We start from the raw sequence: 25,367 nt of genomic DNA, 5'->3' as shown, positions 1-25,367 counted from the left end.
CGCCTTCCTATCTATACCGTAAGTAACGTTCTCTCAATTCCATGAATCTTTCCGTGTCCCGTTTGCATTGCTGTCGGTAAGAATGGATATCTCCCTTCATAAGCCCTTGGCGCAATACATCGTTCCCAGAGAGCAGATCGAACATCAGATGCCGCAAGCTGCCATACTCTAAAAACTCAAGTTCCTCGGCATACATCGAAGCGATGACTGAAAGGACCGAGGTAACTGTTTCCACTGGCCGAAACGTTTTTCGATCCGTTATATGCAACTGGATTCCTTCACAAAGCTGGCCATTATACTTTTGATACGTCGGTGTGAAAGCGAGCGCGCGTGCATGAATCCCTTCCAGCCCTAAAGCATTTACTTGATCCTGTAGCTTCTCCCCGTCAATGAAAGGAGCCCCGATTATTTCAAAAGGCTGCGTCGTCCCGCGCCCTTCGGAAAGATTCGTTCCTTCCACCAAGCAAGTACCCGGATACAACAGCATCATATCGAGCGATGTCGTATTCGGTGAAGGCGGAATCCAAGGAAGCCCGTTCTCCGTTTGGAATGAATACCGTTTCCACCCTTCCATTGAGACGACTTCCAAATCACAGCCGATCTGGTACTCTTCATTGAAATAAACAGCCAGTTCACCGACTGTCATGCCGTGCCTGTTCGGAATCGGGTAAAGCCCGACGAAAGATGTGTAATCTGGATCGACGAAATTCCCTTCGACCCTCTCCCCGCCAATCGGATTCGGACGATCGAGGACGATCATCCTTTTGCCCGTCCGTGCACAAGCTTCCATCATATACGCCATCGTATAAATGTACGTATAATATCTCGCGCCGATATCTTGAATATCGAAGACGACAATGTCAACTTGCCCCATCATCGCGTCGGTCGGTTTCTTTGTCTGTCCGTAAAGACTAAACACTGGAATTCCAGTCGACCGATGAACCGTATCGGTGAATTTCTCCCCTTCCTTCGCATTCGTCAACAGCCCATGCTCTGGTGCGAAAAGGGCGGTCAATCGAAGATCCGGATGATTATGGAATAGCCGGATTGTCGAAACAAGCTTGGCATTCGCCCCTGTTTGATTCGTCAATAAACCGATCCGCTTCCCTCGAAGTTCCGACAAGTCCCTTTCAAAAAGCACATCTACGCCAAGTTTCACGTTATGAAGCTGTCCCATCGTCATTCCTTCACGCCGCCGAGCGTCAATCCTTGTACGAAGTAGCGCTGGAACAAGATGAAGACGATGATCATCGGAATCGCCGCGACCGCAGCCCCGCTCATAAGCAACTTAAAGCTAGCCAAGTTCGCGTCCTGCAACGTTTTTAAACCGACCGGCAATGTGTACAACTTTGCAGTATTCAACACGATGATCGGCCAAAGGAATGAATTCCACACGTTCATGAATGTAAAGATGCCGAGTGCTGCAAGTCCCGGTTTTGCTAGCGGCAGGACGACTGTCCAAAACGTCCTCCATTCACTTGCACCGTCCATTCGTGCAGCCTCCAATAATTCATCCGGAATAGAATACATGAACTGTCTCATGAGGAATACGCCGAATACCATTGAAAGATCGGGCAGGATCAATGCCCAATGCGTATCCATCAATCCAAGGTTCCCGACCATGATGAATAACGGTACGAGGGTCACTTGCCCGGGGATCATCATCGTGGAAATGATGACCCAGAAAATAAGATTCCGCCCAGGGAACTTTTTCTTTGCCAGTACATAGCCTGCCATCGAGTCGATGAGCAAGATGCCGATTGTGACAACTACGGCTATATAAAGGCTGTTGAAAAACCATTTTCCGACATCATGTTTCTTAAACAATGTCTTAAAACTTGCAAATGAATTTGAAACGATATGGTCCATCATGTCGCGATGGTAGGCTTCCTCCGTTGCATCTCCAGCTTTTGCCGCTTCCCTTGCCTCGCCCCAATGCTTGAAATAAAGCGGAATTCCCATCGGATACATTTTCGGTGGATTGGAATCGACGTACGAAACCGGCCGTTCCATATCTTGGGATTGATAACTGCTCAACTGAAGCGAAGTCGAAAATACCCAGTAGAGCGGGAGCAAAGATACAACTGCAAAAACAGTGAGCAATCCGAATATAATTAGTTTATTTAAACGATCGAGCGGTTTTTTCTTCATTTCCCTATCCCCCAATCACTCATCATGGCGAAGCACCCGGAATTGGATGACAGAAAAGATGAGGATAATGACAAATAATACGACGGATTGGGCTCCTGCCAACCCAAATTCGAAATCTCGGAAGCCCGTTTTGTAAATGAGGTGGACGAGCGTTTCTGTCGCGCTCCCCGGTCCTCCCCCTGTCATCATGATGATTTGCGTAAATACTTGGAATGAACCAATCGTACTCAGGAGAACCAAATACAATGTCGTCGGTTTCAATAAAGGGATCGTAATATGGATCCATTGCTTGAAACGGCTTGCGCCATCCATCCTCGCTGCTTCATACAATGATTGGGAGATCGATCCCATCGATGCCAAATACATAATGATTCCGACACCGAATGGAATGAGGCATTGCATGATGATCAACGCCCATAACGCCGTATTTGACTGCCCGAGCCAATTGACAGGACCGACGCCGAACCATCCGAGCACATAGTTGAAGAGTCCAAAATCATAATTGTACATCCAGCGCCACACCATCGCGATGATGACCATTGAAGTGACCGTTGGTAAATAGAAGGCTGACCTGAACAGACTTTGGGACAGCTTCCCCAATTCGAAGATGAGCGTCGACAGCACGAGGGCGCTTATGACACTAAATGGAACTGTCACAACAGTGAATAGCATTGTGTTTTTCAATGCAATGCGGAATGCATCACTCTCGAACACTTTTATGTAGTTCTCGAACCCGACAAATTCACTGCCGAAAATCTTGTATTTTTGAAAGGATAGGATGAATGCCCACACAACAGGGATTGCAACGAAAAGCGTAAATAGAATGAGTTTCGGCAGTAGAAAGAGGTACGAGCTATAGTTCCGTTTCATCTCGTAAAACAGTTTCCTTGAGTTCCCATTCTTTTTCCCGATTAATTTCAGTTTTTCCTTTTCCTTTTTCGGCACTGCACCCATAGGCATCTGAGTCATGGTTGACACCCCCTAAAAGTGAAGCAGGCGTACGCGATGCATAGCCTGCTTTCATTTATTTCTGCAATATTTGGTCTGTTTGAATCAAAACTGCTTACTTCAATATTTGATCGACTGCTTTTTTAGCATCCGCCATGGCCTGTTCAGCTGTTTTTTCACCATTGAACACGAGCTGCAGCTCACTTTGGATCGCTTCGTCGATTTTTTTCCATTCCGGATGACGCGGAAGCATGACGACTTGGTCAGACATTTCCATTGCACGTGTCATTTCAGGATTGTCTTTGAACGGATCCATTTCAGACGCACTGATGCGTGCAGGGAAGATACCGTAGTGTTGTGCCATATGGTATTGCTCTTCAGCTGTAGAAATGAATTTCATGAAATCTGCGACCGCCGCTTTCTTGTTCGCATCCTCTTGGTGCATCATGACCCATCCGCCAACACCGCCGATTGTAGCTGCGCCTTTATCCCCTGACGGATATTCAGCAACCATGAAGTTTGTCGGAAATTTGCCTTGTGCCGCACCGATTGCCCATGTTGCCCATGGTTGCATTGCAACCGTACGCTGCTCTTCATTCGCCCATGCTTGGAATGTGCCGCCGACGTCATTGCCGCCGTGCATTTCTGGCGCAACTTTATGCTTCAATTTCAAATCAGCCAAGTCTTGAATTGCTTTGACTGCTTCCGGTGAATCAAATGTGAACTCCGTCATGTCTTCGTTAAGTGGCGATCCGCCATTTTTATAGAAGAACGGCCACGCTTCATAATAACCAGGCAGAATGTACGTCGAGAATCCGTATACATCCGTCTTGCCGTCGCCATCCCGGTCAAACGTCAGTTTTTCCGCTGCTTGTAAAAATTCGTCGTAAGTCCACTTTCCGTCTTTCGGCGGCTCTACGCCTGCCTCTTTAAATAAATCCAAGTTTAATAGCATCGTATGCAATGTAATACTGTTCGGAATTCCATATAACTTGCCATCATACGTATACGCATCTAACGCATTTTCATAGAAGTCCGCCTTCGCATCTTTGTCCAAATACGGATCTAATGATTCGATGACGCCTTGTTCGATATGATCGATGCTCACCGAACTGCCGCTAATGTCGACAGGAGCGATGTCCGGCCAAGCTTTCCCTGCAATCGCAACGCCGAGCTTATCTCCCATTTCCGCCCATGGCACTTGGACCAGTTCGATTTCTATGCCGTCATGCGCTTCCTCGTATTCTTTGATCTTTTGTTCTAGCCAGTGGAACTTATTATCATCTTCGTCTGGCCATCTTGGACCATCCCAAATGGTAATCTTCCCTTTGAACTCATCAGCATTTCCCGCTTCTTCCTTATTACCGCAAGCTGCTAGCACTGTGCCAGCTAACCCGAGTGATAAAGCAGCAAGAGCGGATTTCTTCCAAAGCTTCTTCATGTTTGAACCCCCAATTTATTTGTCTGTGAACTTCCCCATCTTTTATCGACAGCTGGAACAACAGCAATCTATAAAACATGTATAAATGTTGCCAAATGCGCATAAAACGCTAAACTCACGCATAAACGCTGCTAAACACGCATAAATCTATAAACTCACGCATAAACGCCGCCAGTGACGCATAACTTGCTGGATTCACGCATAAATCCCCAAATATAAGCATAACCGCCAATAAAAACTCATAAACCGTACGCGATTTTCCCCATAATCGTAGCTCGCTCCGCTCCGGTCGCCGCAGGCAAGGAATTCGGCTTTTGATGGATGCCCAAGTAGCCTAACAATGCAAAAACGAACGCTTCTTTCGCATCTGCATCGATTCCAATATGACCAGTCGTTACAATCCGAATTTTCTCAGGCAACAGCTTTTGCAAGAACTCCATCAATGTCCGATTGTGCACACCACCTCCGCTAGCGATCACTTCTTTCACTTCATGAGATTGTATATATCTTTCTATCTCCGTCGCTATCGTTTTTGCTGTCAGCATCGTGGCGGTCGCGATTTTATCGGCAGCCGATCGTCCGCGTTCATCACCTTCCGCCCAAAACGCATCGACATATGTGGTCCCGAATAATTCCCTGCCGGTGCTTTTCGGCGTCGGTGCTGCGAAATAGTCGTGACCCATTAGGCTCTCAAGCCATTCATCGTCGACCGTTCCATCCTTCGCCAATTCGCCGTCCTGATCGAATGAGCGCTGTCCGTCCGTTAGTTTCGCAACAGATGCGTCGATCACCATATTTCCAGGCCCCGTGTCATACGCTATGATCGGTTGCTCTGATCCAGATGGCGGCAGCACAGTCATATTGGCGATACCACCGATATTGAGCAGGATGCGCCCTGCCGTTTCCGACTGGAATAAAACATGATCCGCATATGGCACTAACGGGGCACCTTGCCCGCCTGCAGCCATATCACGCGTCCTGAAATCCCCGATGACCTTTTTACCTGTTCGTTCCGCAATAACAGCGATATCCCCGATTTGCATCGTATTCGGACGAGCGAACGCTCGGTCAAGGTCAACCGCGGGTTCATGCCAAATTGTCTGGCCATGGGAACTGATAAGGTCTACCGTTTCCAAACCGATACCTGCTTCCTGTAAAGCTTCCTTCAGCGAATCTGCATATCGTTCCCCGAGATACATATTCATCGAGGAAACAAATTGCAATGGCGCCGCCGGATCCATCAACTTATGCAGTTCCTCCCTAAGCCCGTCGTCGAAAGGCATCGTCTTGAAATGAATCAATTCATGCCGAACCTTGCCCTCCTCATAAGAGAAATCGACAACAGCGATATCGAGGCCATCCAAGGACGTGCCGGACATTAATCCGCAGACACGCATTGATTTCACGGGCATTCCCCTTTCAATCTACTAAACTACTAACTGTAAGCGCTTACCGACATTTTAAACCTTCTGAAATTAAATATCAATACAAATTTGTTTCTCTAAAAAGAATTTTCACTCATCCAATTGTAACCGGCAATCTACCTAAGATCGATGTTTGCCCTGCCAAAAATTCCGCAACGACTTCAAACGCAGATTCCGTAAATTCATACGTGCAAATGATCCGGTTCACCTTCGGAAAATACGACGCGTCATATGGCGACCGTACGGCGACTACATCGACCGGCTTCCCGCTAGCTACTAAGTCATCGACGAGCTGCCGTTGGTTTTCATTCTTATCGGCATTCAACGTCAGTACGACAATATGGTCGTACATCCCAGCTATTTCTGTCATGTTCACGTCTCCCGGAACTTCCTTATCAATTTGCATGGACACGACGTTCCCGTGGACCTTTTTCAACTGCTCCGCCATCGTCAACGTCGCATATCGCTTATCCTCGACCATCATCGCATATTCGTTTTTCGGGTGGACAAGGAGCACCCGGTCTTCCGCTTTGATCGGGATACCCGGACCAGTCACTTCTGTTATGCCTTGCTTATAAATCTCTTTCATTTCATCATGATGTTTCTCTGAGCCGACAAATTCGGCAACTTTTTTATTCCCATTAATCTCTTCCCAAGACGTATAGTTGCGCGCGAGTTTTTCAATCCTTTCGATAGATTCATCGATCCGTTGCTCGGAAATCCGGCCGCTCTCGACTGCCTCCGCCATTCGGAGTACTGCCTGCTCCTGTAGATCATGCAAATGGGACACCATGACAAAGTCGACTCCCGCCTCGACCGCTTGCACGCATCCTTCTACTGTACCGATCCGCTTCGCAATTGCGTCCATTTCCATGCAATCCGTCGTGATGACACCGTTGAACCCAAGCTCTTCCCGAAGAAGTCCCGTTATGACCGAATGTGATAAAGTCGCAGGGACATTCTCCTGCTTTTCAAGCGCTGGAAAATAGACATGCGCACTCATAATTGCGTCCGCACCCGCAGCAATGCATTCCTTAAACGGAACCAACTCAACAGCATGCAACCGGTCTAGATCATGGTCAATCACCGGCAAGTCGAGATGCGAATCGACGCTCGTATCGCCGTGGCCCGGGAAATGTTTCAGTGTTGTCATGACCCCCGCCTCCTGCATGCCAAGCATCGAATTCTTCGCCATCTCAGTTACTTTTATAGGATGCTCCCCGAAAGAACGGACCCCGATGACAGGATTTTTCGGGTTATTATTAACATCCACGACAGGCGCCAAATTCCAGTTGATGCCGAGCGCCTTCAATTCCTTACCGGTCAGGAATCCAGCTTTTCTTGCAATCGACGGATCGTCGGTCGCTCCGAGCAGCATCGCACCCGGAATAATCGTCGTCCCTTCCCCGAGTCTTCTGACGACTCCGTTTTCCTGGTCGATGCAAATGAGCAATGGTGTTTCATAACCCGCCTTCTTCGCTTCCGCTTGCAAACTGTTCGTCAAAGCGAGGATTTCTTCGGGTGTCCCGATATTCCTACCGAATAAAATGATTCCTCCAATGTGATAGGTGTGAATCAAATGCTTGATTTCTTCCGACATCGTTATGCCTTTGAATCCAGCAATAAGCAATCGACCAACCTTTTTCTGTAGACTCATGGTGCTCCCCCTTTAAATTAGAAAATCCTATCCTTATCTAAAAACCCTTCCTCAAATCGGAAATCCCGGAATATGCCCTTCCTTCCTCACATGCAAGCCCCGTGAATTCTTCAACGTTTGCGCATATGTCGTGCGGGCCAAGCAGCCTCGCATCGTTCCGAGCGCTTTATAATAATCGTAATATCGGTAACTCGTGGAATTCATAATGAACCAATAGCACGACAACGCCTCCAAATAAGCGTCGAATGAATCGGTCACATCGACATAAATATCCGGTTCATACCCTTCCATGTCTTCCCAGTTCTCACTATGGAACACGCGGCGAAGTCCATGTGGCGGCAACCCGTCGAGTTCGAATCCAGGTAAGGAAGCTTTCAACCATGCATCCTGTACGATTTTCTGGCAAATTTCGTGATCCGGGTGCATGCTGTTCTCCCAGTGGGTAATGACAAATTCTGGTTTCTCTCGCCGAAAAATCGTCGCTACCTCTTTTACGATTTCTTCATTGAACGTCAACTCGGCATCCCGGTGGTTGAGTGTAATGCTCGTTCCGCCTAAAATAGCCGCTGCCGCTTCCGCCTCTCGAATTTTCTGCAACCTATACGATTCGACATCGATATGAGGCGGGGCCCCCTTCTCCCCGGCTGTCAAATGAAGGAACGTCACCCGATACCCCGCCTGCGCGTATTTATGGGCGATTGCGCCAGCCTGGATTTCCCCGTCGCCGCAATGCGCCCCGACAACCATGACATGTTTCAAACCAATTCCCCCTATGAAAACAATGATGTATAAATGAGATTATGTAAGCGGGGCCGCAAGCGGATCATCGCAAGATGCCGTCCGAAATATACCCGGTTCGTCAGGAGCATGACCGTCAATTCCTTTTCCGGATCGATATAGAAGCTCGTGCCGGTGAATCCTGTATGGCCGTATGTGCTTTGCGACATCAAATCCCCAGCAGGACTCGCCCCGCTCCCTTTCAATTGCCACCCGAGCCCTCGGCTTTCGGTAGCAAAGGGCGTTAAATTGCGTCTCGAAAGCGCGAGCCAATTGAGATCAAGGATTTTCTTTCCTTCGTGCACTCCGTCGTTCTCAATCATTTGTGTAAAGACGGACAGATCCTCCATCGTTGAAAACAGACCCGCATGACCGCTTATTCCACCCATGAATTCCGTATTTTCATCATGAACAATCCCATACTTATGGTCTTGCAAATGCTCGTAATACTCAGTCGGCGCATACCGTTGCCGCTCATACGCCGGTTTATATCCCGTATCTTTCATTCCCATCGGCTCGAATAAATGCCGCCGTGCGTACTGGTCGATTTTCTGCCCCGAGACCTTTTCGATAATTGCCATGAGGAGAATGAATCCAAGATCGCTATAGACGACGTCGGTATCCGGTACATACTCCAGTTTTTCCTCTTCGATTTCTTTCAGCACTTCATCAGCTGGAAGCCTTCTTTCAAAATATGGCCGATGAGCGGGCAATCCTGAAGAATGGGTGAGCAACTGCTGGATCGTCACGCTTTCTTTCCCATGTTGTTGGAATAAAGGAAGGAATGTCGCAACCTTATCGTGTAAATAAATTTCGCCCGCTTCACATAATTGCAGGACGGCAGGCATCGTCACCATCACTTTAGTCAGGGATGCCATATCAAAAATATGGTTCGCCGTCACCGGAACTTTGTCATAATCCAAGCTGTTTGTCCCGACCGCTTCGTCGAGAATGATCTTCCCTTTATAACGCACGCGGATCACCGCGCCCGGCGTCACATTTTGATTGATTTCACGTTGTAAAAACGTCCGAACCGCTTCTTTCATTGACCCACCCCTATTGTTTTCGCCATCGATTGATACTGTTTCCATGGTTGAAATCCGAGCTTGCCGTAAAACGAAACGAGCTGCGTCCAATCGATGACGATGTCCGTCACTCCCCTGTTGATCAGTTCATTCGCAGCAGCTTTCACCAAATCGAGTCCAAAATGCTTCCCCCGAATGTCGCGGTCAATTCCTAATGGCCCCATCCCGCCCATCTCCCCTTTGACGAGTGCGGACCAATACACATTTTGCGCGATGACCGGTGATTGTGAATCGTTTATCCGGCAGAACCCTTGCAGTTCATCTTCCATGAAAAATCCAATGAATTCCCTTCCAGTTCCACCGATCATTTCATAATGAATGGCCTCATAATGCCAGCGTCCCGGAAAGACCCGTTCCAAAAACGACAGCAACGAAGGGATATCCTCTGTCGTCAACAGACGATAATGCTCACTCGAGTTCGTTAGCTTATAGAGCTCGCCATCCCGTACATCTTTGATCAGATCCGTTTCTACCCCACCTTTGACGTAGCCGTGTTTTTCAAACCAGTTAATTGTATCTTCGTCTTCGAGCGGTATGCCCGGAAAGTAATGCCACGGATCGCGGCCCAAACGGATTTCTTCGACTCCGGCAGCAATGAGCGCCTGTTCCGCAAGCCGCAACAACTCCGACCCAATCCCTTCATTTCTCGATGATGTTCGGACAAGCATGCATTGAATCCATCCGATCGTCGCCTGCATTCGTGCATCCAGTTTTTCCACATACCGTTTTGCGACGATTAACCCGCGAAGTTCCCCTTCTTCGATAACGGCGAGCGATCCTTCCTTTAGAACGTTCGGCTCTTCTGTCGTGTTTTGATGCCATAAAGCGGTGCTCATCGGAAAACGTTCGCCGATTTCTTCATTCCACAGCTTCACGATATCGGATACGTTGATTTCGGATATAGGCACAACTTTCATGGCGTGACCCTTTCTTGAAGCTGTTCATTCAAACTGCTCACAAATACAGCTTCTGCATGTATTTGCCGCTCAGCCAATCCCGCAAGAACCGCCCCTCCGATAGGCGGCACTTGTGTCAATTGGAAAACAGCGTTCGGCATGGAAAGAAGGGCCAATTCGCGGAAACGACCGAGAAACTGCTCTGCGTCTGTGAAGACACCGCCCGACAGCACGATTGTTGCCGGGTGTTTTTCATCGAATAAACGGTCGTGGCATGCTTTGATGGAATGTATCATTTCAATGCAAGCTTTCTCCACAATCCATTTTGAAACTTCGTCGTCTGCCTGTGCCTCCTCAATCACGAGGCGTGCAAGAGGTGCGACGACTGAACGCGGGTGTTCTTTGCCGTACACTTTGCCGATAATATCCGGTACCTTTTGGACAGACAAATAGTCCATAACCCGATCCGTCAGCGATGTCGCTGGTCCGCGATTATCAAAAGAACGGAACACCGCTTTCAATGCCTCATTCCCTAAATAAAATCCGCTTCCTTCATCATCGAATAAATAACCCCATCCACCAGAACGGGCGACTTCCCCTTTTTCATTGATGCCTAATGTGACGGCGCCGGTGCCTGCAATCTGAACGATGCCAGGTCCGCCGAGCGTGCCGGAATACAAAGCATTAAACGCATCGTTTCGGACGGTCACTTTCGTTCCGGCTGGCAGCTCCTTCGTTAACAAAGCCGCCACTTCCACGTCCCGTCCACTTTCCCCAACGCCCGCGATGCCAGCAAAACAGACAGATACTTCATTAAAAATGGCTTCGTTCTGCCTTTTCAACTCTCTTACCAATCCGCAAAGCACTTCTTCGAATTCGATCTGTTGCAACGTGTTCGGATTGCTGCGACCAGTTACCGCATGCATGTAAACGTTTCCAAATTCATCTGCAACAACGCCCGTCGTTCGCGTTCCTCCCCCATCTATCCCTAAAACATACATTTGCTGACTACCGCCCCTCTAATCAATTACGCCTCGGCGTAATTGCGTCCAGATTTTTTCGAGCACGCTCGAAAGACTCCACTAAAAATCTGTGACATCCGCCGGAGGCTTAACTTAATTCAGCGGGGGCTGAATTAAGTTAATATCTAGTTTCCAAATCGATTCCAGTGTAAAAATGCTTCAATATAACATCATACGTATATCCTTTTTCAGCCATTCCGACCGCACCGACTTGGGACATTCCAACACCATGTCCCCATCCGCCGCCGTCCACTTTGTATCCGATCGTCTCATCCGTTTCCTCATCCTTGATCGGCTCGATGATGAACAATGTACTTAATAATACCGCCGGAGTGCCGTTCGCATTGATATATTGAAGTGCCCAGCGGATACGATCCTTGTATTCATAGAACGTACCGTTTTCGGTCACGAATTCAATGACAGCTGCACGGCCTGAACTGGAGCGTTCCGTAACATTGATTTCGAGCACTTGTCCGACGTCCGTGTTGAAGTAGGTTCCAATGACTTCACTGATCTCCTCTGCCGTCCATTCGAAATGCCAACGATAATATCTGGACCAGTCCGCCTCGAAATCGCCCCTCTTCACTTCACGCAATGACTCGCCCTCGTCGCTATTCTTGTAAATATCCAATGCAGGGACGTATTTCAGATCATTCCCTTTCTGTCCGACATGCTTTGCTCTCAAATAAGGAGTCGCTTCCGAATTCCAAACATCTTCATTATTCGCTGTGAATCCGCCGCTCGTCGAATGGAAGACAGCTGTAATGAGCTTGCCTTCATACGTGGCAACAATGCCCCTTGTTCCGTCAACAGCTTCGTTGGAAATCGGATGTTCCGCACTATAGCCGCCATATACTTGATCGGAAGTCGTCGGTAATAGATCATAGCCGTCCGCGCTTCGCTTGCCCATATTGGATAATGCATATGTTCTTGCAGCGATCGCCTGCGCTTTTTGTGCTTCGACTTCCCCATATGGAACCGGTGGAAGCTCGCGCGGGACAACGCCATATAAATATTGCTCGATGCTCAATTCATTGATGCCCGCCAGAGTACCAGTGCTGTTGAATCCGACCTCAGCGAGACCACGGTACGTCTGCCCATTGATCGTGACGAACCCGGACGGTGCTACAACTTGGACTGGATTTGAAGTTTCCTTCACTTCTCCGTCTTTCGTCACTTTCAGTTGCGTTTCACCTTCTGCAATCGTAATGAGTCTCCAGTACGCGTCACTTGCGGCTAATCCTTTTGCGACGACTTCATCTTTGAATGCAGTCCTAACTGCGAAGGAAGCATCCGCAGGAAATTCACCGATGAGCAAACGGTAGCCGTTGTTATAAGGTTCCAGGTATGTTGGGTACCCTTCGGCGTGCGCACGTCGAAGCCAATCGTCGATATAGGACTGACTCGTCGTAAAAGCAGCTTGCAGCCTGTAATTTGTTTGAGAAGTAGCAGCGGAGCCTAGTTCCACGAATACTTCTTCATTTTCTCCAGTGAATATAACTTCTCTTGTAAACTTGTCGATTACGTCAAATGTTCCTTGCCCGCCGACTGTCAATGATCCGACACTCGGCACGACTCCGATCCGGATCGTCGGATCGTCTCCGGTTTGCGCAGACGCATAGTTTCCGATTGCCCCTTGAAGAAACATCGTGCACACCAACAGACCCACGGCTATATACTTCAGAACCTTCATCCATCGCCCACCCTCTCTACTATTTTTGTAATTTTGTGTTGCTTCTAGTAGAAATTCGACGAAGCTATGAAATTCCCTTTTAAATTATTGAACTATTTTTGATATTTATTTTCAAAGAGTATGATTAGATGGGGTCGAAACGGAGAGAATTGAGTCCTCGCGAGATTAATTGAGCCCTTGATGAAATAAAGGAGCCCTTTGCCAAATAAAGGCGCCCCACATAAGATGCGGAGCGCTTTCAATAATAGTAAAGGCAAATAAAACCCTTTGAATCTGATCGTAATTTGACGAAGAAGGATTTTTCAACCATTACGTAATTATGTCGAGAATTTTATTTGACAAATTTTCACTCTCTACGTGGTTAAATGTTTTTGAATCAGCAGTTACAATAATTGAAATTCTTTCCTTAGGATAGATAAGCATTTGTTGACCACCGGACCCTAGAGCACGATAAATTTCATTATCTTTATACGATTTGATCCACCATCCAAATCCATAATCACCATAACTTAAATTTGTTGGAACGCCACTTGTAGTAGATGCCGTTATCCAATTACTCGGAACTATTTCCTCGGTATTTTTGAAACCATTATCAACTAGCATTTGAGATATTTTTATTAAACTTTCAAACGAAATCTTTAAACCTGAACTCCCAACAGTTATACCTTGAGGGTCACTTTCCCATTTAACATCTGATATTTCGAGTGGTGAAAAGAGATTTGTCTGAGCAAAATCGGACAACGGTAACCCTGTTGACTTGCTAATAATTGCTGATAGGAGGTGATAGTCAACACCTTTATATCTAAATGTACCTTTTCTTTCTAATGGAAGGTTTAAGATGTCCCTTACCCAGTCGTCACTATGTAGAACTAGTTTATATAGATTTTTGTCATCAATATCAAAACCCGAGCTCATTGTCAACAAATCTCTTATAGATATATGATCAAGAGCATTAGGTAGGTAGTAATGAATTGGAGTTTCGAGTGACTTGATAAATTCTTTTTGTAATGCAATCCCAATTAAAAGTGAAACGATGCTTTTTGTCATTGAACGAATATTTATTAAGTGAGGATTTTTCTTATTCTGAAATCTAACTACCTCTCTATTTGATTTTGACACATATAAAGTATGAATTGATTCATCCTGTTTATATAATTTAAGTATTTCTTTATCCACAAAAACCATTCCCCTAATATTCATTTCTCCCACTTTGTTGCAACTTTAGTAAATGAACAACCTCTACCTATGATTTGAATACTATAACTGGACCATTCCAAAGTTCATTTTCCAACATTTCTTCCTGATAGGAAGAACCATCTGCATACTCAGAAATCACCTTTTTCCAAAAAGCATAGGCAGGTTTATTTTCATAAGTTTGTCTTACTTCCCAAACACCTTTAAACTGATCAAACACAGAAAAAGCAACTGTCTTTCCAATACCTTTACGTCTAAACTTTCGCATTATGAAAAAGTCACTTATTACGTTTGTTTTATCTGCTGTACTTAGTTTAGTGAAATCTCCTGGTGCATCCAGAATGATTAATACAAACCCCGCAATTTCTCCATCCACTTTAACGATCAATGGACGACGGTAGTCTTCCGTCCATTGATGGTCGAGGTACTTATAAGAATATGTTCCGTGTTGACCCAGAACATGCCCATCAAATTCACTACTGTCATAACGATATAACTGAATTAAATTAGAGAGTACAATTTTATCTTCATATGGAATAATTGATAATGTTACATTCATGTAGTATCCTTCCTATCCTTCAAAACAGTTTTTCATGTCCCGAGTCTATACTTTACCCTAATTAAAACTTAGCCGTCATCGTCTTGGCTGTAATCGTTTTAAAAATACCAAATCCCGTAAGTTTTAACGTAATTTTTTCGTTTAATGAAAGATGTTTCTCAACATAAATTGATAAGTTGTCTACTTTGATTTCAACATAGTTATGCAAATCTTTCTGCTTTCCTAGACGGGTCATTAGATCCTGAATAGGAGGAGCACAGCAAGCATTAACTTGAATTGTTTTTATTGAAACCTGCTCACCTTTTGACTGAAGCCAACTTTTCGCATTTGCATCTAACTCTATATGCATTGATAACCCTCTCCTTCACCTTATGTATAAATAAGAAAAACGACTTTTCTACTTCTTTAAGTAAAGCACCCATTAGCACAATAAGAATTGAAACAAATCGCAGTCTAATTATCCAATTTATTATTTATTTGTTGCAAATGGTGGAGGTCATGGTTTAAGAAGATTTTTATGAAACTTTCACTTGAAAACTGTCGTTTCCCTTTTCCTATTGTAAATCGAACATCTTCCTCTACTTTTGAAATCCTATCAATAAGCTCCTCTCGAGTTTCCAGGAAAGCATCTATAATAGTTTCCACTGAGTTGTCTCTTATATATGATATTGCTTCTTTATTATGTTGATCATGGTCTGGAAACTGCGGCAAGTTTGCTCCATTAGCCATTAATGGAACCATTTTTTCGAGATTATACTTATCCCAATAATATAAATGTCCTATAATTTCTCTAATTGACCACTTTCCTTTACGAATCGGTTCAGTTAACTTAGATTCTTGCACACCTTTTAATTTCTCAATGGCCTCCATTGTTTTTTCAAATTCCTTTAGTATATTCTTCATCTTATTTCCTCCTCTCCGATAAATTTGCAAAATATAAACCTAATATCATTTATTGTTTTTTATTTCTAACCACTTCCAATAAGCTTCAAATAACATATCATGAAGGAACTCCTCATCCCCTGCTTCATCACTTATACTTTTGTTTTCTAACCGTAGACCTAACCAAACGCTATCGTCTTTTCTAAATCTTGGGTCACCTACGCCATCTAGGACAGCCAAAAAATGATGGAATGACAAAAGCATCCTATCTCTAACGATCTTTTCAATTGCACTAATACTTTTACCGCTAAATTCAGTTGATTGTAAGGCACTTAATTCCTCTTCAGTTAATGTAAACTCTTCCCACACCCTTGCTTTGTCTGGAGCACGCAAGCTGTCACCTATTTTTGAAAACTCTTCTAGGCTTTCATGTAAATCTATTAGTAGACTCATTTGATTATCCATTCGGAACCTCCAGTTCTCCTTTTTTATTGGAATAATGTCGTATACTTTTTTTATCTTCGTGATTCATAAACGATTTCCTTCTTTTTTAGTTAATGCTACTTTATGACAACAACAATAAAGGGCTACCTCCATTAATATGTGCAGCCCTTTAAACGTAAATCTATTCAACTCGTTTCACTAACTTACACTGCTTCCTGGACGTGTCTGATGCGCATCTCTGTTTCTTTATCGAAGAAATGAGCTTTTTCCATGGAAAAAGCAAGCTCTACACGTTCACCATGGCGGATTAACGTTTCGGCGCTTAGACGGGCAACAAACTTCTGGCCTTCTAGACTCGAATACACCATCGTTTCTGCACCAGTTAGCTCGGATACTTCCACGAGGACCGTAACGCTCGATTTCGTTCCACTTCCATTACCACTAACAGCTTCCTCGATATGTTCGGGCCGAATTCCGATCACCGCTTCTTTCCCGATATAACCGAGACTGCGCAGCATTTCCATCTGGCTATCTGGAATGGATAATATAGTTTCACCGATCGTAAACGTTCCTTCTCCCACAGTTCCTTCAAAAAAGTTCATTGCAGGCGAGCCGATGAATCCACCGACGAAGATATTTTCCGGGTGCTCATACACTTCTTTCGGCGAACCGATCTGTTGGATGAACCCGTCTTTCATGACGACGAGTCGTGTCGCCATCGTCATCGCTTCCGTCTGGTCATGTGTCACATAGATTGTTGTCGTTTTCAGCCGTTGATGGAGCATCGCGATTTCCGCCCGCATTTGGACACGCAGTTTCGCATCCAAGTTGGATAGCGGCTCATCCATGAGGAATACTTGGGCATCCCGTACAATCGCTCTTCCTAATGCGACACGCTGCCGTTGCCCTCCGGATAGTGCTTTCGGTTTCCGGTCCAATAATTCCTCTAGTCCGAGGATTTTTGCTGCTTTGATAACCCGCTCATGGATTTCTGCTTTCGGAAATTTTCTGTTTTTTAAACCGAATGCCATATTGCCATACACCGTCATATGTGGATATAGCGCATAGTTTTGAAAAACCATAGCTATATCCCGATCCTTCGGTGCCACATCATTGACCCGTTTTCCATTAATATAGATGTTTCCTGACGTAATTTCCTCGAGTCCTGCAATCATCCGAAGCGTCGTCGACTTGCCGCAACCTGAAGGGCCGACAAACACAATGAATTCTTCGTCTTTTATATGGAGATGAAAATCAGACACAGCGGTTACATTCTTATCGAATTGCTTATAAATATGTTCCAATACCAACTCTGCCATTTCGCACCCTCTCCTTTATTTATCCCCTTAACATAGAAGGTAGTTCCGATAGACTGCAAATTACATCTTGGGGAATCGCCTCTTTTGAAAGTTTTGTTACACGTTTTTTCATCTCCTTTGCAAACTTCTCCAATACCAACTCCTGCATTTCCGATAACCCCCTTCGTTCAGCAGGCGACAGCTCTTTCATCCAATCCGGCATGCGCCGATAGATCCAAATTGAACGGACTCCGACTGCATTCGCAGAAATGACGTCATGATCAATCCGATCTCCAACATGCGCAATGATTTCACCTTGCTTTAAAACGGAATCGTACACTCTTTGATCCGGCTTTGCCAAGCCCACCTCTTCAGGGGTGACGATTAAGTCGAAATGATCCGTAAGCTTCAATGCATTCATGACGGGCAATTGATATTTTGTAAAACCGTTTGTCACTACCGCCAATGAAAATCCACTCTGCTTCAGTTCACTGAGCACTTCAAACACCGTATCCTCCAGCAAGTAAATATTCGGTTCAACGCAAAATCCTCTCAAAATCTCTTCTACATTAATAAATAGTTGCAGACTATTCGTTTTCAAATAATGCAAGACAATATCGTCCCAGTCATAAGCGGCAGCAGTCCTTCCGTCCTTCAACCGTGTTTCATGCTCGGCCACAAGATGACCAACTATGTTTTTCAGCTTTTCATTCTCGAGCAGTATTCTTCTCTCAATTTCAGGGAAGACATAACTGACGAAAGGATTTTGCATGAGCGTTCCGTCCAAATCGAACGTAATCCACTTCTTCATTTCACTGCCCCTGTCGTCAAGCCTTCAATGAACTGTTTGGATGCCAGTACGAAAGCGACGATCATCGGCAGCGACGAAATCGTTAACCCCGCAAACAATAAATTCCATTGCGTGTCATACTCACCGAAAAGCGAAAGCATCCCGAGTGGTATTGTGTTTTTTGCATCATCATGAATGAATATTAACGGATAAAAGAAGTCATTCCATACGCCTATCAAATTGACAATCCCGACGATTGCCAACGACGGCCTCATGAGTGGTAAAATAATTTTGTAGTAGATTTGGAATTCATTGCACCCATCCAATCGTGCCGACTGATCCAAATCCTTCGGGAGAGACCTGAAAAACCCATAAAATACGAATACAGCGAAAGGGACATTACCCGCTATGTAGACAATAACGAGGGAGTTGAGCGAATTTAATAGACCGAGCTTCAGCATCATCATATAAAGCGGCAAGATCGCCAGTTTCATCGGAATCATGAGCCCGAGCATGAAGAAAAACAGGATGAATGCATTCCATTTAAAATCATATCGGGACAAGTAAAACGCAGCCAATGACGAAAAGAATAAAATGAAGAAGATAGACATTGCACTCACATACACGCTGTTCCATACATAACTGCTGAAATTCACTTTATCCCATACGACGGCAAAGTTTTCTAACGTAAACTCCTTCGGAAATGACAGAGGCGCCGTCAATATTTCTAAATTCGGTTTGACGGATGAAAGGAACATGAGGTAAATCGGATAGAGGGCAATGAGTGAAAACACAATCAGAATCGGATACTTCCATATTTGTTTAAGGCTCTTTGACATGCTGACACCCCTTATTGTTCGATTTCTTTCCGCTTAAAGAAGAACAGTGAAATAGCGGTTGCCGTACAGATGATGAGGAATAGTATGACCGCTAGCGCAGAACCAAGTCCGATCGCTTCCCCACCGTCAACGGACCCAAACGCCAATCGGTAGAAAAATAAGGCCAAGACATCCGTGGAATAATAAGGCCCACCTGAAGAACCTTGCATCGCAAATACGAGTTCAAACGTTTCAAAAGACCCGATGAACGTAAGAATTGTCATGATCATGATGGCTGGCATTGCCATCGGAATCGTAATTCGAAACAACATCTTGAATCCGGACGCCCCATCGATTTTCGCCGCTTCGTAAATTTCTTCTGGAATCGCTTGAAGGCCTGCAAGGAAGATGAGGATCGCAAAACCGATTCCATACCAGCTATTGACCAAGATGATGGTGTATAACGCCGTTTTCGGATCTCCGAGCCATGGATGAGCCCATTCCGCCAGCCCAACCATTTTCAAAAAGCTATTCAACGCCCCGTTCGTCGGGTTCAGAATTAAACTAAACAAGAAGCCGACAACGATGACAGACAATAATTTCGGCATGAAAAAGACAGCTTTGAAAAATTCCCTTCCTTTAATTCTGCTACTGATCAATAAAGCTAAAGCGAATGCCAACACCAGTTTTGTCAACACCGTACCGATGAAATAAATGATGTTATGCCAAAATGCATTTTTAAAAATGTTGTTAAACGGCTCTTCCGTGAAAAGCCGAATAAAATTTTCTAAGCCGATAAAGTCTTGCCTCACCATTCCTTTAAAGGAATAGAAGCTGTTCACGAACGCCGCTAAAATCGGATACACTTGAAAGCCAACGTAGAAAAATAAGGCAGGCAGTAAAAAAAGATGCAACAGATGCTTCTTCATATTTCTTTTATTTTTGGAGGGTTTGGGTGAAGCTTTCACTTCTATAACGTCTTGTTCCTTCAAAACCATAGCGCATCCCCCTCTTCGTATTAAAAAATCAGCCGGCAGGGTCTGGGCGAGCCCTCACATACCAGCTGATTTTTCCGGATATCATTTCACTGGTTCAAACCACTTATCCATTGATTTTTGGGATTCATCGATGACGCCGTCAACGGTCAGCTCTTTAATGTACATGCCCTGTAAGGCGTTTTCAAAAGTCGTCTTCGTCGTCGGTGAACCACCGCCAAGATATACAAGCATCAAATAAGGAATAGGGTTTTGTTCGCCAAGCGCTGTCATTTCCTTCACCAATTCGTGCTTCGGTTCGACTCCAGGAATTGCGCTGATCCGAGACAATTCATCGCTAAACATTTGGCCGAATTCTTTTGAAGCCATGAACTCCATAAATTTTTTCGCTTCCTCTTGATGCTTTGATGCTTTGACGACTGCATAAGAGCCATCCACCCACGTAACCAGTGGCGTCTCTCCGCCTTTTTCCTTCGCAAATGAAGGCAGGATTCCGATATTCAAATCCGGAGCTGTGTTTTCAAATGTTTCCAAACGGTAGCTTCCGTTAATGTACATCGCGGCTTGCCCCGTATAAAACATCGCCTGCGTATCTTTGTCATCTAAAGCGATGAAGTCTTTCGGAAAGAGTCCTTCCAACTGTTCCATCCGTTTTACCGATTCAATGAAACGGTCGTCGGCCAAATCCGCTTTCCCGCTCAATAGATCATCGATATACGCTTGATCATAAGCGGTGGCACCGATGACGCTATGCGTAAGGGAGAGCAAATAAGCGGCTTTACCGGCTTGTGCAATTGGAACAATCCCTTTCGCCTTCATCTCCTCTCCGACTTCAAGCAACTCATCCCAAGTGGTCGGCAAAGCAAAGCCGTGCTCGTCAAAGACGTCTTTATTGTAAAAAATGACACCCGCATTTAGCGATAATGGTACCCCATAGACTTTACCGTCCGTGCCCCTTGCCGCAGTCAAATACTCATCGGAAATTTCGTTGATCCCTTGAATATCATCTAGTGGCACGATGAATTCGGCATCGATAATCGACAGCGCTCCTTCATATGGGCGCAGCTGGATAATATCCGGCCCTTGCCCCGCAGTCAGCGCATTTGTCAAAATTGTTCCGTATTCCGTCGATTTATACGGTTTGAACGTTACGGTAATGCCTGGATTTTGATCCTCGAATACTTTAATGAATTTCTCATACGCCTCCCTGTCTTCTGGTCGCCAACTATACATGACGAGCTCAACAGGGTCTTTGACTTCCACTTTTTCTTCTACCTTCGGTTCAGTTTTCGTCGTTGTTTTCTCTTCTGTTTTCGTCCCTTCTTCCGCCTTATCCCCTTTTCCAGTACAAGCGGCAAGAAAGAAAATGCTCACAAGTAGAAAAACCGCCAGAAGCATCAGTTTCCTCTTCATTACCTATCCCCTTTTCAAAAGTAATGGCTTACCTTTTACATTCGATTCCTTCGCATCCTCCTTCCGCTTTTTCAACGGTTCCATCGAGTTACAGCTTAATTACTACCATCTTATTAAGGAGGTATATGCATTACGACTAATTATTTCGAAATGTGTAATTTCTCTTCTTGAGAAAATAAAAAAACGACTCAATGGATTTATTGCCCATTCAGCCGTTTTTCTTCATTCCGTAAACCTTGGACACGTAAAGTCCCGCTTGTGTTTTTGCGGGGCTGTGTGTTCCGTTTATGATCTTGTACAGTCGCCATCATATGAATGATTTGGTACATCAGTATCCCTCCATTCCGTTACAAATCTATAGTATGTAACAAAAACAGCAAGGATACACATCAATTAAATATAATATTCTTCAGAAATCATTAAAAATTCAGCAGATACAATACCCCTTTATTACAGTTATTAAACGAATTGCATCCCAATGTAATGTTTTTGTAATATAATTGCCCCTTTCTCGTAATATGTCGTCTCTACAATAGGAAGAGTGATCAGCAAGTATACAAAAATATGAAACCATATAGATCAGTGGTAGATAGGGGAAAAGTGTGAAGAAAGTTGCTTTATCGTTATTCGTAGCAGGTTCATTGGCATTTGGATTTACAGCAGCAGACGCGGAGGCAAGTGCTCCTTCATCACAAACCGTATCAGTACAAGCAAATAAAGGAACATATTCAACCGCATATAATGTAAATCTCCGTTCTGGAGCAGGAACAAATAATAAAGTTCTATTCTTAGCGAAAAAAGGGACAAACGTTACGTACGTCAATGAAAAGAAGGTCGGAAAAGAAGTTTGGTATCAAGTGAAAGTGAACGGCAAAACTGGTTGGGCGCTCAGCACTTTATTGACAAAGAAAGCATCTGCGCCAAAAAAATCGGTAGCGAAAAGTACGACTACTAATGCTGCGCTTTCAAACAATGTCGTGAAACGTGCAACTGGACTGACAGGCATTCCATACCGTTTTGGCGGAACGACGACGAAAGGGTTCGACTGCAGCGGTTTCGTCCAATATGTCTATAAAAAATCGGGCAAATCAGTAGCCCGTGATACATTAGGACAATACGCACAATCGAAAAAAGTAAGCGAGCCGAAACCGGGTGATTTGGTATTCTTCCAAAATACATACCGTAAAGGCATTTCTCACGTTGGCATTTATGTCGGTAACAATAAATTCGTTCATGCCGGTGGGAAGCAATCGCAAATCACAAGCTTGAACAATAGTTATTGGAAATCAAAATTCCACAGTTTCAAACGACTATAAAAAAATCCGCCTGTACACGAATGTGTGCAGGCGGTTTTGCGTTATACGATCATCCTGAAATTATATCGGCCATTTTCGATGGAATGTGGCCAAGTCCGTAGGAAGTCAGCAGTGCGGTTCCTTCCGATTTCCATGAGAGCATCCTTCTGTTCGTCTTCCATATTGAATTGGGTTGCGCTATATTGCTCGACAGGGATGAAAATAATATCCTTTTCGTGCTTCCTTGAAATATACCGCTCGTCGTGCGCATTTTTCATCGTCGAGAACAAAGCTTCGAACAATTGGAGCGCATTGTTGATTTCCCTGCCGCCCATCATGTCTTTCCGGTGGCTTAGCTTCATGCCGATCAACGGCCGCTCCCTCTTTCCTTGGGCGTCATCGAAAATCCACATAGGAAAATTGCTCAACACCCCACCGTCAACAACAATCGTTTCCCCGCTCGGTGCCCTAAAACGAACAGGTTCAAAAAAGAACGGGATATTGCAGCTCATCCGAAGTGCGCGCGCAATTGGAAACATTCCCGGCTCGATGCCATAATGGACAAGGTCATCCGGCAGCACGATCAATTTTCCATTTGTCAGATCAGAGGCGACGAGCTTGAGTGAACCGGGCGGCAAATCTGCAAAATTGTAGACCCCTTTATCCGAAAGCTTTTCGAAAAACCAATCTTCCAACGCTTTTCCTTGATAAAGACCCATGCGCCAATAAAGCGACAACCATTTCATAAATGGAATAGGAATGATCGTCTGTCGAGGGTCAAGCAATAATTGGAGATTCTCTTCCACCATCATCTCTTCAATTTCCTTGCCGGAATACCCTGCTGCAATGAAACATGCTAAGATAGCCCCCGCGCTCGTGCCCGCCACCCGTTTGAAACGGTACCCTTTTTTCTCTAATTCCTGGTACGCACCGACCAAAGCAAACCCTTTCAATCCGCCACCTGCAAACACCCCATCAATTAACACAGCATCCCTCCCATGGCGTTAGTACACTATAATAGTTCGCGAAGGAATGTAGAACAGAATGAGGAAATAGATGTTGGTTTTTGGTGTGATTGGCTGGCTTTGAGCGCGGGACGGCTTTCTTTGAGCGCGTGGCCACTCGCTTTGAGCGCAAGAACCTTTCACTTCGAGCGCAAGACCTTTCGCTACGAGCGCGGAACCTTTCGCTTCGGGCGCGAAACCTTTCACTTCGGGCGCGGAACCTTTCACTTCGGGCGCGGAACCTTTCACTTCGGGCGCGGAACCTTTCACTTCGAGGGCGAAACCTTTCACTTCGAGGGCGAAACCTTTCACTTCGGGCGCGGAACCTTTCACTTCGGGCGCGGAACCTTTCACTTCGAGCGCGGGGCGACACGCTTTGAGCGCGTAATCCCTTGCTTTGGACGTAGAACGGCCCTTCCGCAAATAGGAAGGGCCGTTCCTCATCATTCATTTTAAATATCTCCGTGCACCGGCGTAGTTTGTTTTATACGTACCTAAGTTAATGCTGACGATTTCGACTTTCTTTGATGAATTCGGGGCGTGGACCATTTTGCCGTCGCCGATATACATCGAAACGTGATACACGTTCCCCTTTCCTTTATTATGTGCAAAAAACATCAAATCGCCCGGTTGCAAATCTTTCCGCTTCACTGCCGTCCCATACGTCGCTTGAACGGAAGAATCCCGCGGAATGAGGATGCCGTGATTTTTATAAACCGAATAGACCAATCCCGAACAATCAAATCCATATGCGGACACACCAGCCCATAAATACGGAAGGCCAACATACTGTTTCGCGCTATCGACAAGATCCTGTTGTGTCGGCTTCGGAATGGATTCGAAATCGGCGTACACTTTTACATCCTTCTTGCGGACATATTTCACACCGTCCGTTTTCGTCTGCACTTGTAGCCAATCCCGTTCCTCCTTCACGACTTCAAGAATTGTCGTATAGCTAATATCGATGAATTTATATTTGTCATTGAGCTTTGGTTCATTGTACAAAGAAGCGATTTTCGCCGTCACTATCGCGATTTCTGAATTGTTACCGGAAGGAGGAGAGTACGCTTTCACATGCGCTTTTGGCACCCATCCCTCATAGCCTTTCGCTTGCCCTTTGTTGAATTGGTCCGTTACCGCTATATAATGCCAGTTCCCACTCGACTTCAGCACCTCTACCCGATCCCCGTACAAAGCTTGCGTATCCGTGCGGCCGATGAGCCCGTTTTTTTCCGCTACTGTTAAGCCTTTCGTCCATTTTGCCATATCCGGCTTTGCAGCGATCGAGATGGCGTCGATTTTACGGGTCTTAGTAGGCAGTCGCCAAACATTTGTCACTGGTACGCTAATCGCATACTGTACCGTATCAGTTTTTCTGTTGGATAATTCCTTGGACTCCGTCGCCGCAGACGTATGATGAAAAGTGGTAAATAAACAAACTATCATTATGAAAACAGCAATCTTTTTTTGCATGATCATTCTCCCCCCATTCTATCAATTTTAGTATATTCTTAATTCATTGCATAGTGGGTCGTACATGCGAAATGCGTTTTTTATCCAACAAGAACGGGTATCTACTAG

General features: G+C 45.2%; 26 protein-coding genes. 1 reads left to right on the top strand and 25 read right to left on the bottom strand.

The window, feature by feature from the left end; all coding sequences use genetic code 11:
- Window positions 1-7: 7 nt before the first annotated feature.
- The 22 genes from MHZ92_RS08770 to MHZ92_RS21380 all read right to left on the bottom strand — a co-directional run bounded on the left by MHZ92_RS08770 (window position 8) and on the right by MHZ92_RS21380 (window position 21,816).
- Complete coding sequence (locus MHZ92_RS08770; protein ID WP_239431304.1) at window positions 8-1,183, bottom strand: exo-beta-N-acetylmuramidase NamZ family protein; 1,176 nt, start codon at window positions 1,181-1,183, stop codon at window positions 8-10.
- On the bottom strand, window positions 1,180-2,151 hold the full coding sequence (locus tag MHZ92_RS08765) for a carbohydrate ABC transporter permease (RefSeq protein ID WP_239431303.1): 972 nt from the start codon (window positions 2,149-2,151) through the stop codon (window positions 1,180-1,182). Before MHZ92_RS08765 ends, MHZ92_RS08770 begins: the two co-directional genes overlap by 4 nt.
- A gap of 15 nt (window positions 2,152-2,166) precedes the next feature.
- On the bottom strand, window positions 2,167-3,120 hold the full coding sequence (locus MHZ92_RS08760) for a carbohydrate ABC transporter permease (RefSeq protein WP_239431302.1): 954 nt from the start codon (window positions 3,118-3,120) through the stop codon (window positions 2,167-2,169).
- Between the two features lie 94 nt (window positions 3,121-3,214).
- The gene (locus tag MHZ92_RS08755) at window positions 3,215-4,540 is read right to left on the bottom strand and encodes an ABC transporter substrate-binding protein (protein WP_239431301.1); all 1,326 of its coding nucleotides are present in this window, start codon (window positions 4,538-4,540) and stop codon (window positions 3,215-3,217) included.
- Window positions 4,541-4,779: 239 nt separating this feature from the next.
- Window positions 4,780-5,937, bottom strand: coding sequence for an anhydro-N-acetylmuramic acid kinase (locus MHZ92_RS08750; RefSeq protein WP_239431487.1), 1,158 nt, complete (start codon window positions 5,935-5,937; stop codon window positions 4,780-4,782).
- Window positions 5,938-6,058: 121 nt separating this feature from the next.
- Window positions 6,059-7,621: a beta-N-acetylhexosaminidase gene (gene nagZ / locus MHZ92_RS08745; protein ID WP_239431300.1), complete on the bottom strand. Its 1,563-nt coding sequence runs from the start codon at window positions 7,619-7,621 to the stop codon at window positions 6,059-6,061.
- A 51-nt stretch (window positions 7,622-7,672) separates the two neighbouring features.
- Window positions 7,673-8,380 (bottom strand): PIG-L deacetylase family protein, encoded by a 708-nt coding sequence (locus MHZ92_RS08740; RefSeq protein WP_239431299.1) that lies wholly within the window; start codon window positions 8,378-8,380, stop codon window positions 7,673-7,675.
- 11 nt (window positions 8,381-8,391) lie between these two features.
- Entirely contained in the window at window positions 8,392-9,489 is a 1,098-nt protein-coding gene (locus MHZ92_RS08735; protein WP_239431298.1) for a serine hydrolase domain-containing protein, read from the bottom strand.
- Window positions 9,441-10,400: a GNAT family N-acetyltransferase gene (locus tag MHZ92_RS08730; RefSeq protein WP_239431297.1), complete on the bottom strand. Its 960-nt coding sequence runs from the start codon at window positions 10,398-10,400 to the stop codon at window positions 9,441-9,443. Before MHZ92_RS08730 ends, MHZ92_RS08735 begins: the two co-directional genes overlap by 49 nt.
- A complete protein-coding gene (locus MHZ92_RS08725; RefSeq protein WP_239431296.1) occupies window positions 10,397-11,380 on the bottom strand; it encodes an N-acetylglucosamine kinase in 984 nt (327 codons plus the stop codon). The genes MHZ92_RS08730 and MHZ92_RS08725 overlap by 4 nt, the downstream gene beginning before the upstream one ends.
- Window positions 11,381-11,519: 139 nt before the next feature.
- A complete protein-coding gene (locus tag MHZ92_RS08720) occupies window positions 11,520-13,094 on the bottom strand; it encodes a SpoIID/LytB domain-containing protein (protein WP_239431295.1) in 1,575 nt (524 codons plus the stop codon).
- A gap of 309 nt (window positions 13,095-13,403) precedes the next feature.
- Window positions 13,404-14,270: a serine hydrolase domain-containing protein gene (locus MHZ92_RS08715; RefSeq protein ID WP_239431294.1), complete on the bottom strand. Its 867-nt coding sequence runs from the start codon at window positions 14,268-14,270 to the stop codon at window positions 13,404-13,406.
- A gap of 67 nt (window positions 14,271-14,337) precedes the next feature.
- A complete protein-coding gene (locus MHZ92_RS08710) occupies window positions 14,338-14,847 on the bottom strand; it encodes a GNAT family N-acetyltransferase (RefSeq protein WP_239431293.1) in 510 nt (169 codons plus the stop codon).
- Window positions 14,848-14,908: 61 nt separating this feature from the next.
- Complete coding sequence (locus MHZ92_RS08705) at window positions 14,909-15,196, bottom strand: CC/Se motif family (seleno)protein (protein WP_239431292.1); 288 nt, start codon at window positions 15,194-15,196, stop codon at window positions 14,909-14,911.
- A gap of 104 nt (window positions 15,197-15,300) precedes the next feature.
- Entirely contained in the window at window positions 15,301-15,750 is a 450-nt protein-coding gene (locus tag MHZ92_RS08700; RefSeq protein WP_239431291.1) for a DinB family protein, read from the bottom strand.
- A 45-nt stretch (window positions 15,751-15,795) separates the two neighbouring features.
- A complete protein-coding gene (locus MHZ92_RS08695; RefSeq protein WP_239431290.1) occupies window positions 15,796-16,194 on the bottom strand; it encodes a hypothetical protein in 399 nt (132 codons plus the stop codon).
- Between the two features lie 182 nt (window positions 16,195-16,376).
- The gene (locus MHZ92_RS08690; protein WP_239431289.1) at window positions 16,377-17,492 is read right to left on the bottom strand and encodes an ABC transporter ATP-binding protein; all 1,116 of its coding nucleotides are present in this window, start codon (window positions 17,490-17,492) and stop codon (window positions 16,377-16,379) included.
- Window positions 17,493-17,511: 19 nt separating this feature from the next.
- On the bottom strand, window positions 17,512-18,282 hold the full coding sequence (locus MHZ92_RS08685) for an HAD family hydrolase (protein ID WP_239431288.1): 771 nt from the start codon (window positions 18,280-18,282) through the stop codon (window positions 17,512-17,514).
- The gene (locus MHZ92_RS08680) at window positions 18,279-19,100 is read right to left on the bottom strand and encodes a carbohydrate ABC transporter permease (protein WP_239431287.1); all 822 of its coding nucleotides are present in this window, start codon (window positions 19,098-19,100) and stop codon (window positions 18,279-18,281) included. The genes MHZ92_RS08685 and MHZ92_RS08680 overlap by 4 nt, the downstream gene beginning before the upstream one ends.
- An 11-nt stretch (window positions 19,101-19,111) precedes the next feature.
- Window positions 19,112-20,077 carry a carbohydrate ABC transporter permease gene (locus tag MHZ92_RS08675; protein WP_370644667.1) on the bottom strand — a complete coding sequence of 322 codons (966 nt, stop codon included), beginning with the start codon at window positions 20,075-20,077 and terminating at the stop codon, window positions 19,112-19,114.
- Between the two features lie 81 nt (window positions 20,078-20,158).
- Window positions 20,159-21,487, bottom strand: a complete 1,329-nt coding sequence (locus tag MHZ92_RS08670) for an ABC transporter substrate-binding protein (RefSeq protein ID WP_239431286.1) — start codon at window positions 21,485-21,487, stop codon at window positions 20,159-20,161.
- A gap of 197 nt (window positions 21,488-21,684) precedes the next feature.
- Window positions 21,685-21,816: a hypothetical protein gene (locus tag MHZ92_RS21380; RefSeq protein WP_255723452.1), complete on the bottom strand. Its 132-nt coding sequence runs from the start codon at window positions 21,814-21,816 to the stop codon at window positions 21,685-21,687.
- Between the two features lie 273 nt (window positions 21,817-22,089).
- Here MHZ92_RS21380 and MHZ92_RS08665 point away from each other — a divergent pair, with 273 nt between their 5' ends.
- Entirely contained in the window at window positions 22,090-22,803 is a 714-nt protein-coding gene (locus MHZ92_RS08665; protein ID WP_239431285.1) for a C40 family peptidase, read from the top strand.
- 41 nt (window positions 22,804-22,844) lie between these two features.
- Here the strand turns inward: MHZ92_RS08665 and MHZ92_RS08660 are convergent, their stop codons facing one another.
- From MHZ92_RS08660 to MHZ92_RS08650, 3 genes are read right to left on the bottom strand one after another with little or no spacing between them, the layout of a single operon-like run.
- Window positions 22,845-23,768, bottom strand: coding sequence for a patatin-like phospholipase family protein (locus MHZ92_RS08660; RefSeq protein WP_239431284.1), 924 nt, complete (start codon window positions 23,766-23,768; stop codon window positions 22,845-22,847).
- A gap of 18 nt (window positions 23,769-23,786) precedes the next feature.
- A complete protein-coding gene (locus tag MHZ92_RS08655; protein WP_239431283.1) occupies window positions 23,787-24,233 on the bottom strand; it encodes a hypothetical protein in 447 nt (148 codons plus the stop codon).
- On the bottom strand, window positions 24,234-25,259 hold the full coding sequence (locus tag MHZ92_RS08650; RefSeq protein ID WP_239431282.1) for a C40 family peptidase: 1,026 nt from the start codon (window positions 25,257-25,259) through the stop codon (window positions 24,234-24,236).
- Window positions 25,260-25,367 lie beyond the last annotated feature (108 nt).

The sequence above is a fragment of the Sporosarcina sp. ACRSL genome, assembly GCF_022346605.1.
GTDB lineage: Bacteria > Bacillota > Bacilli > Bacillales_A > Planococcaceae > Sporosarcina.
Note: the sequence above shows the minus strand (reverse complement) of the source record. Positions and strands in the feature narration are given on the sequence as shown.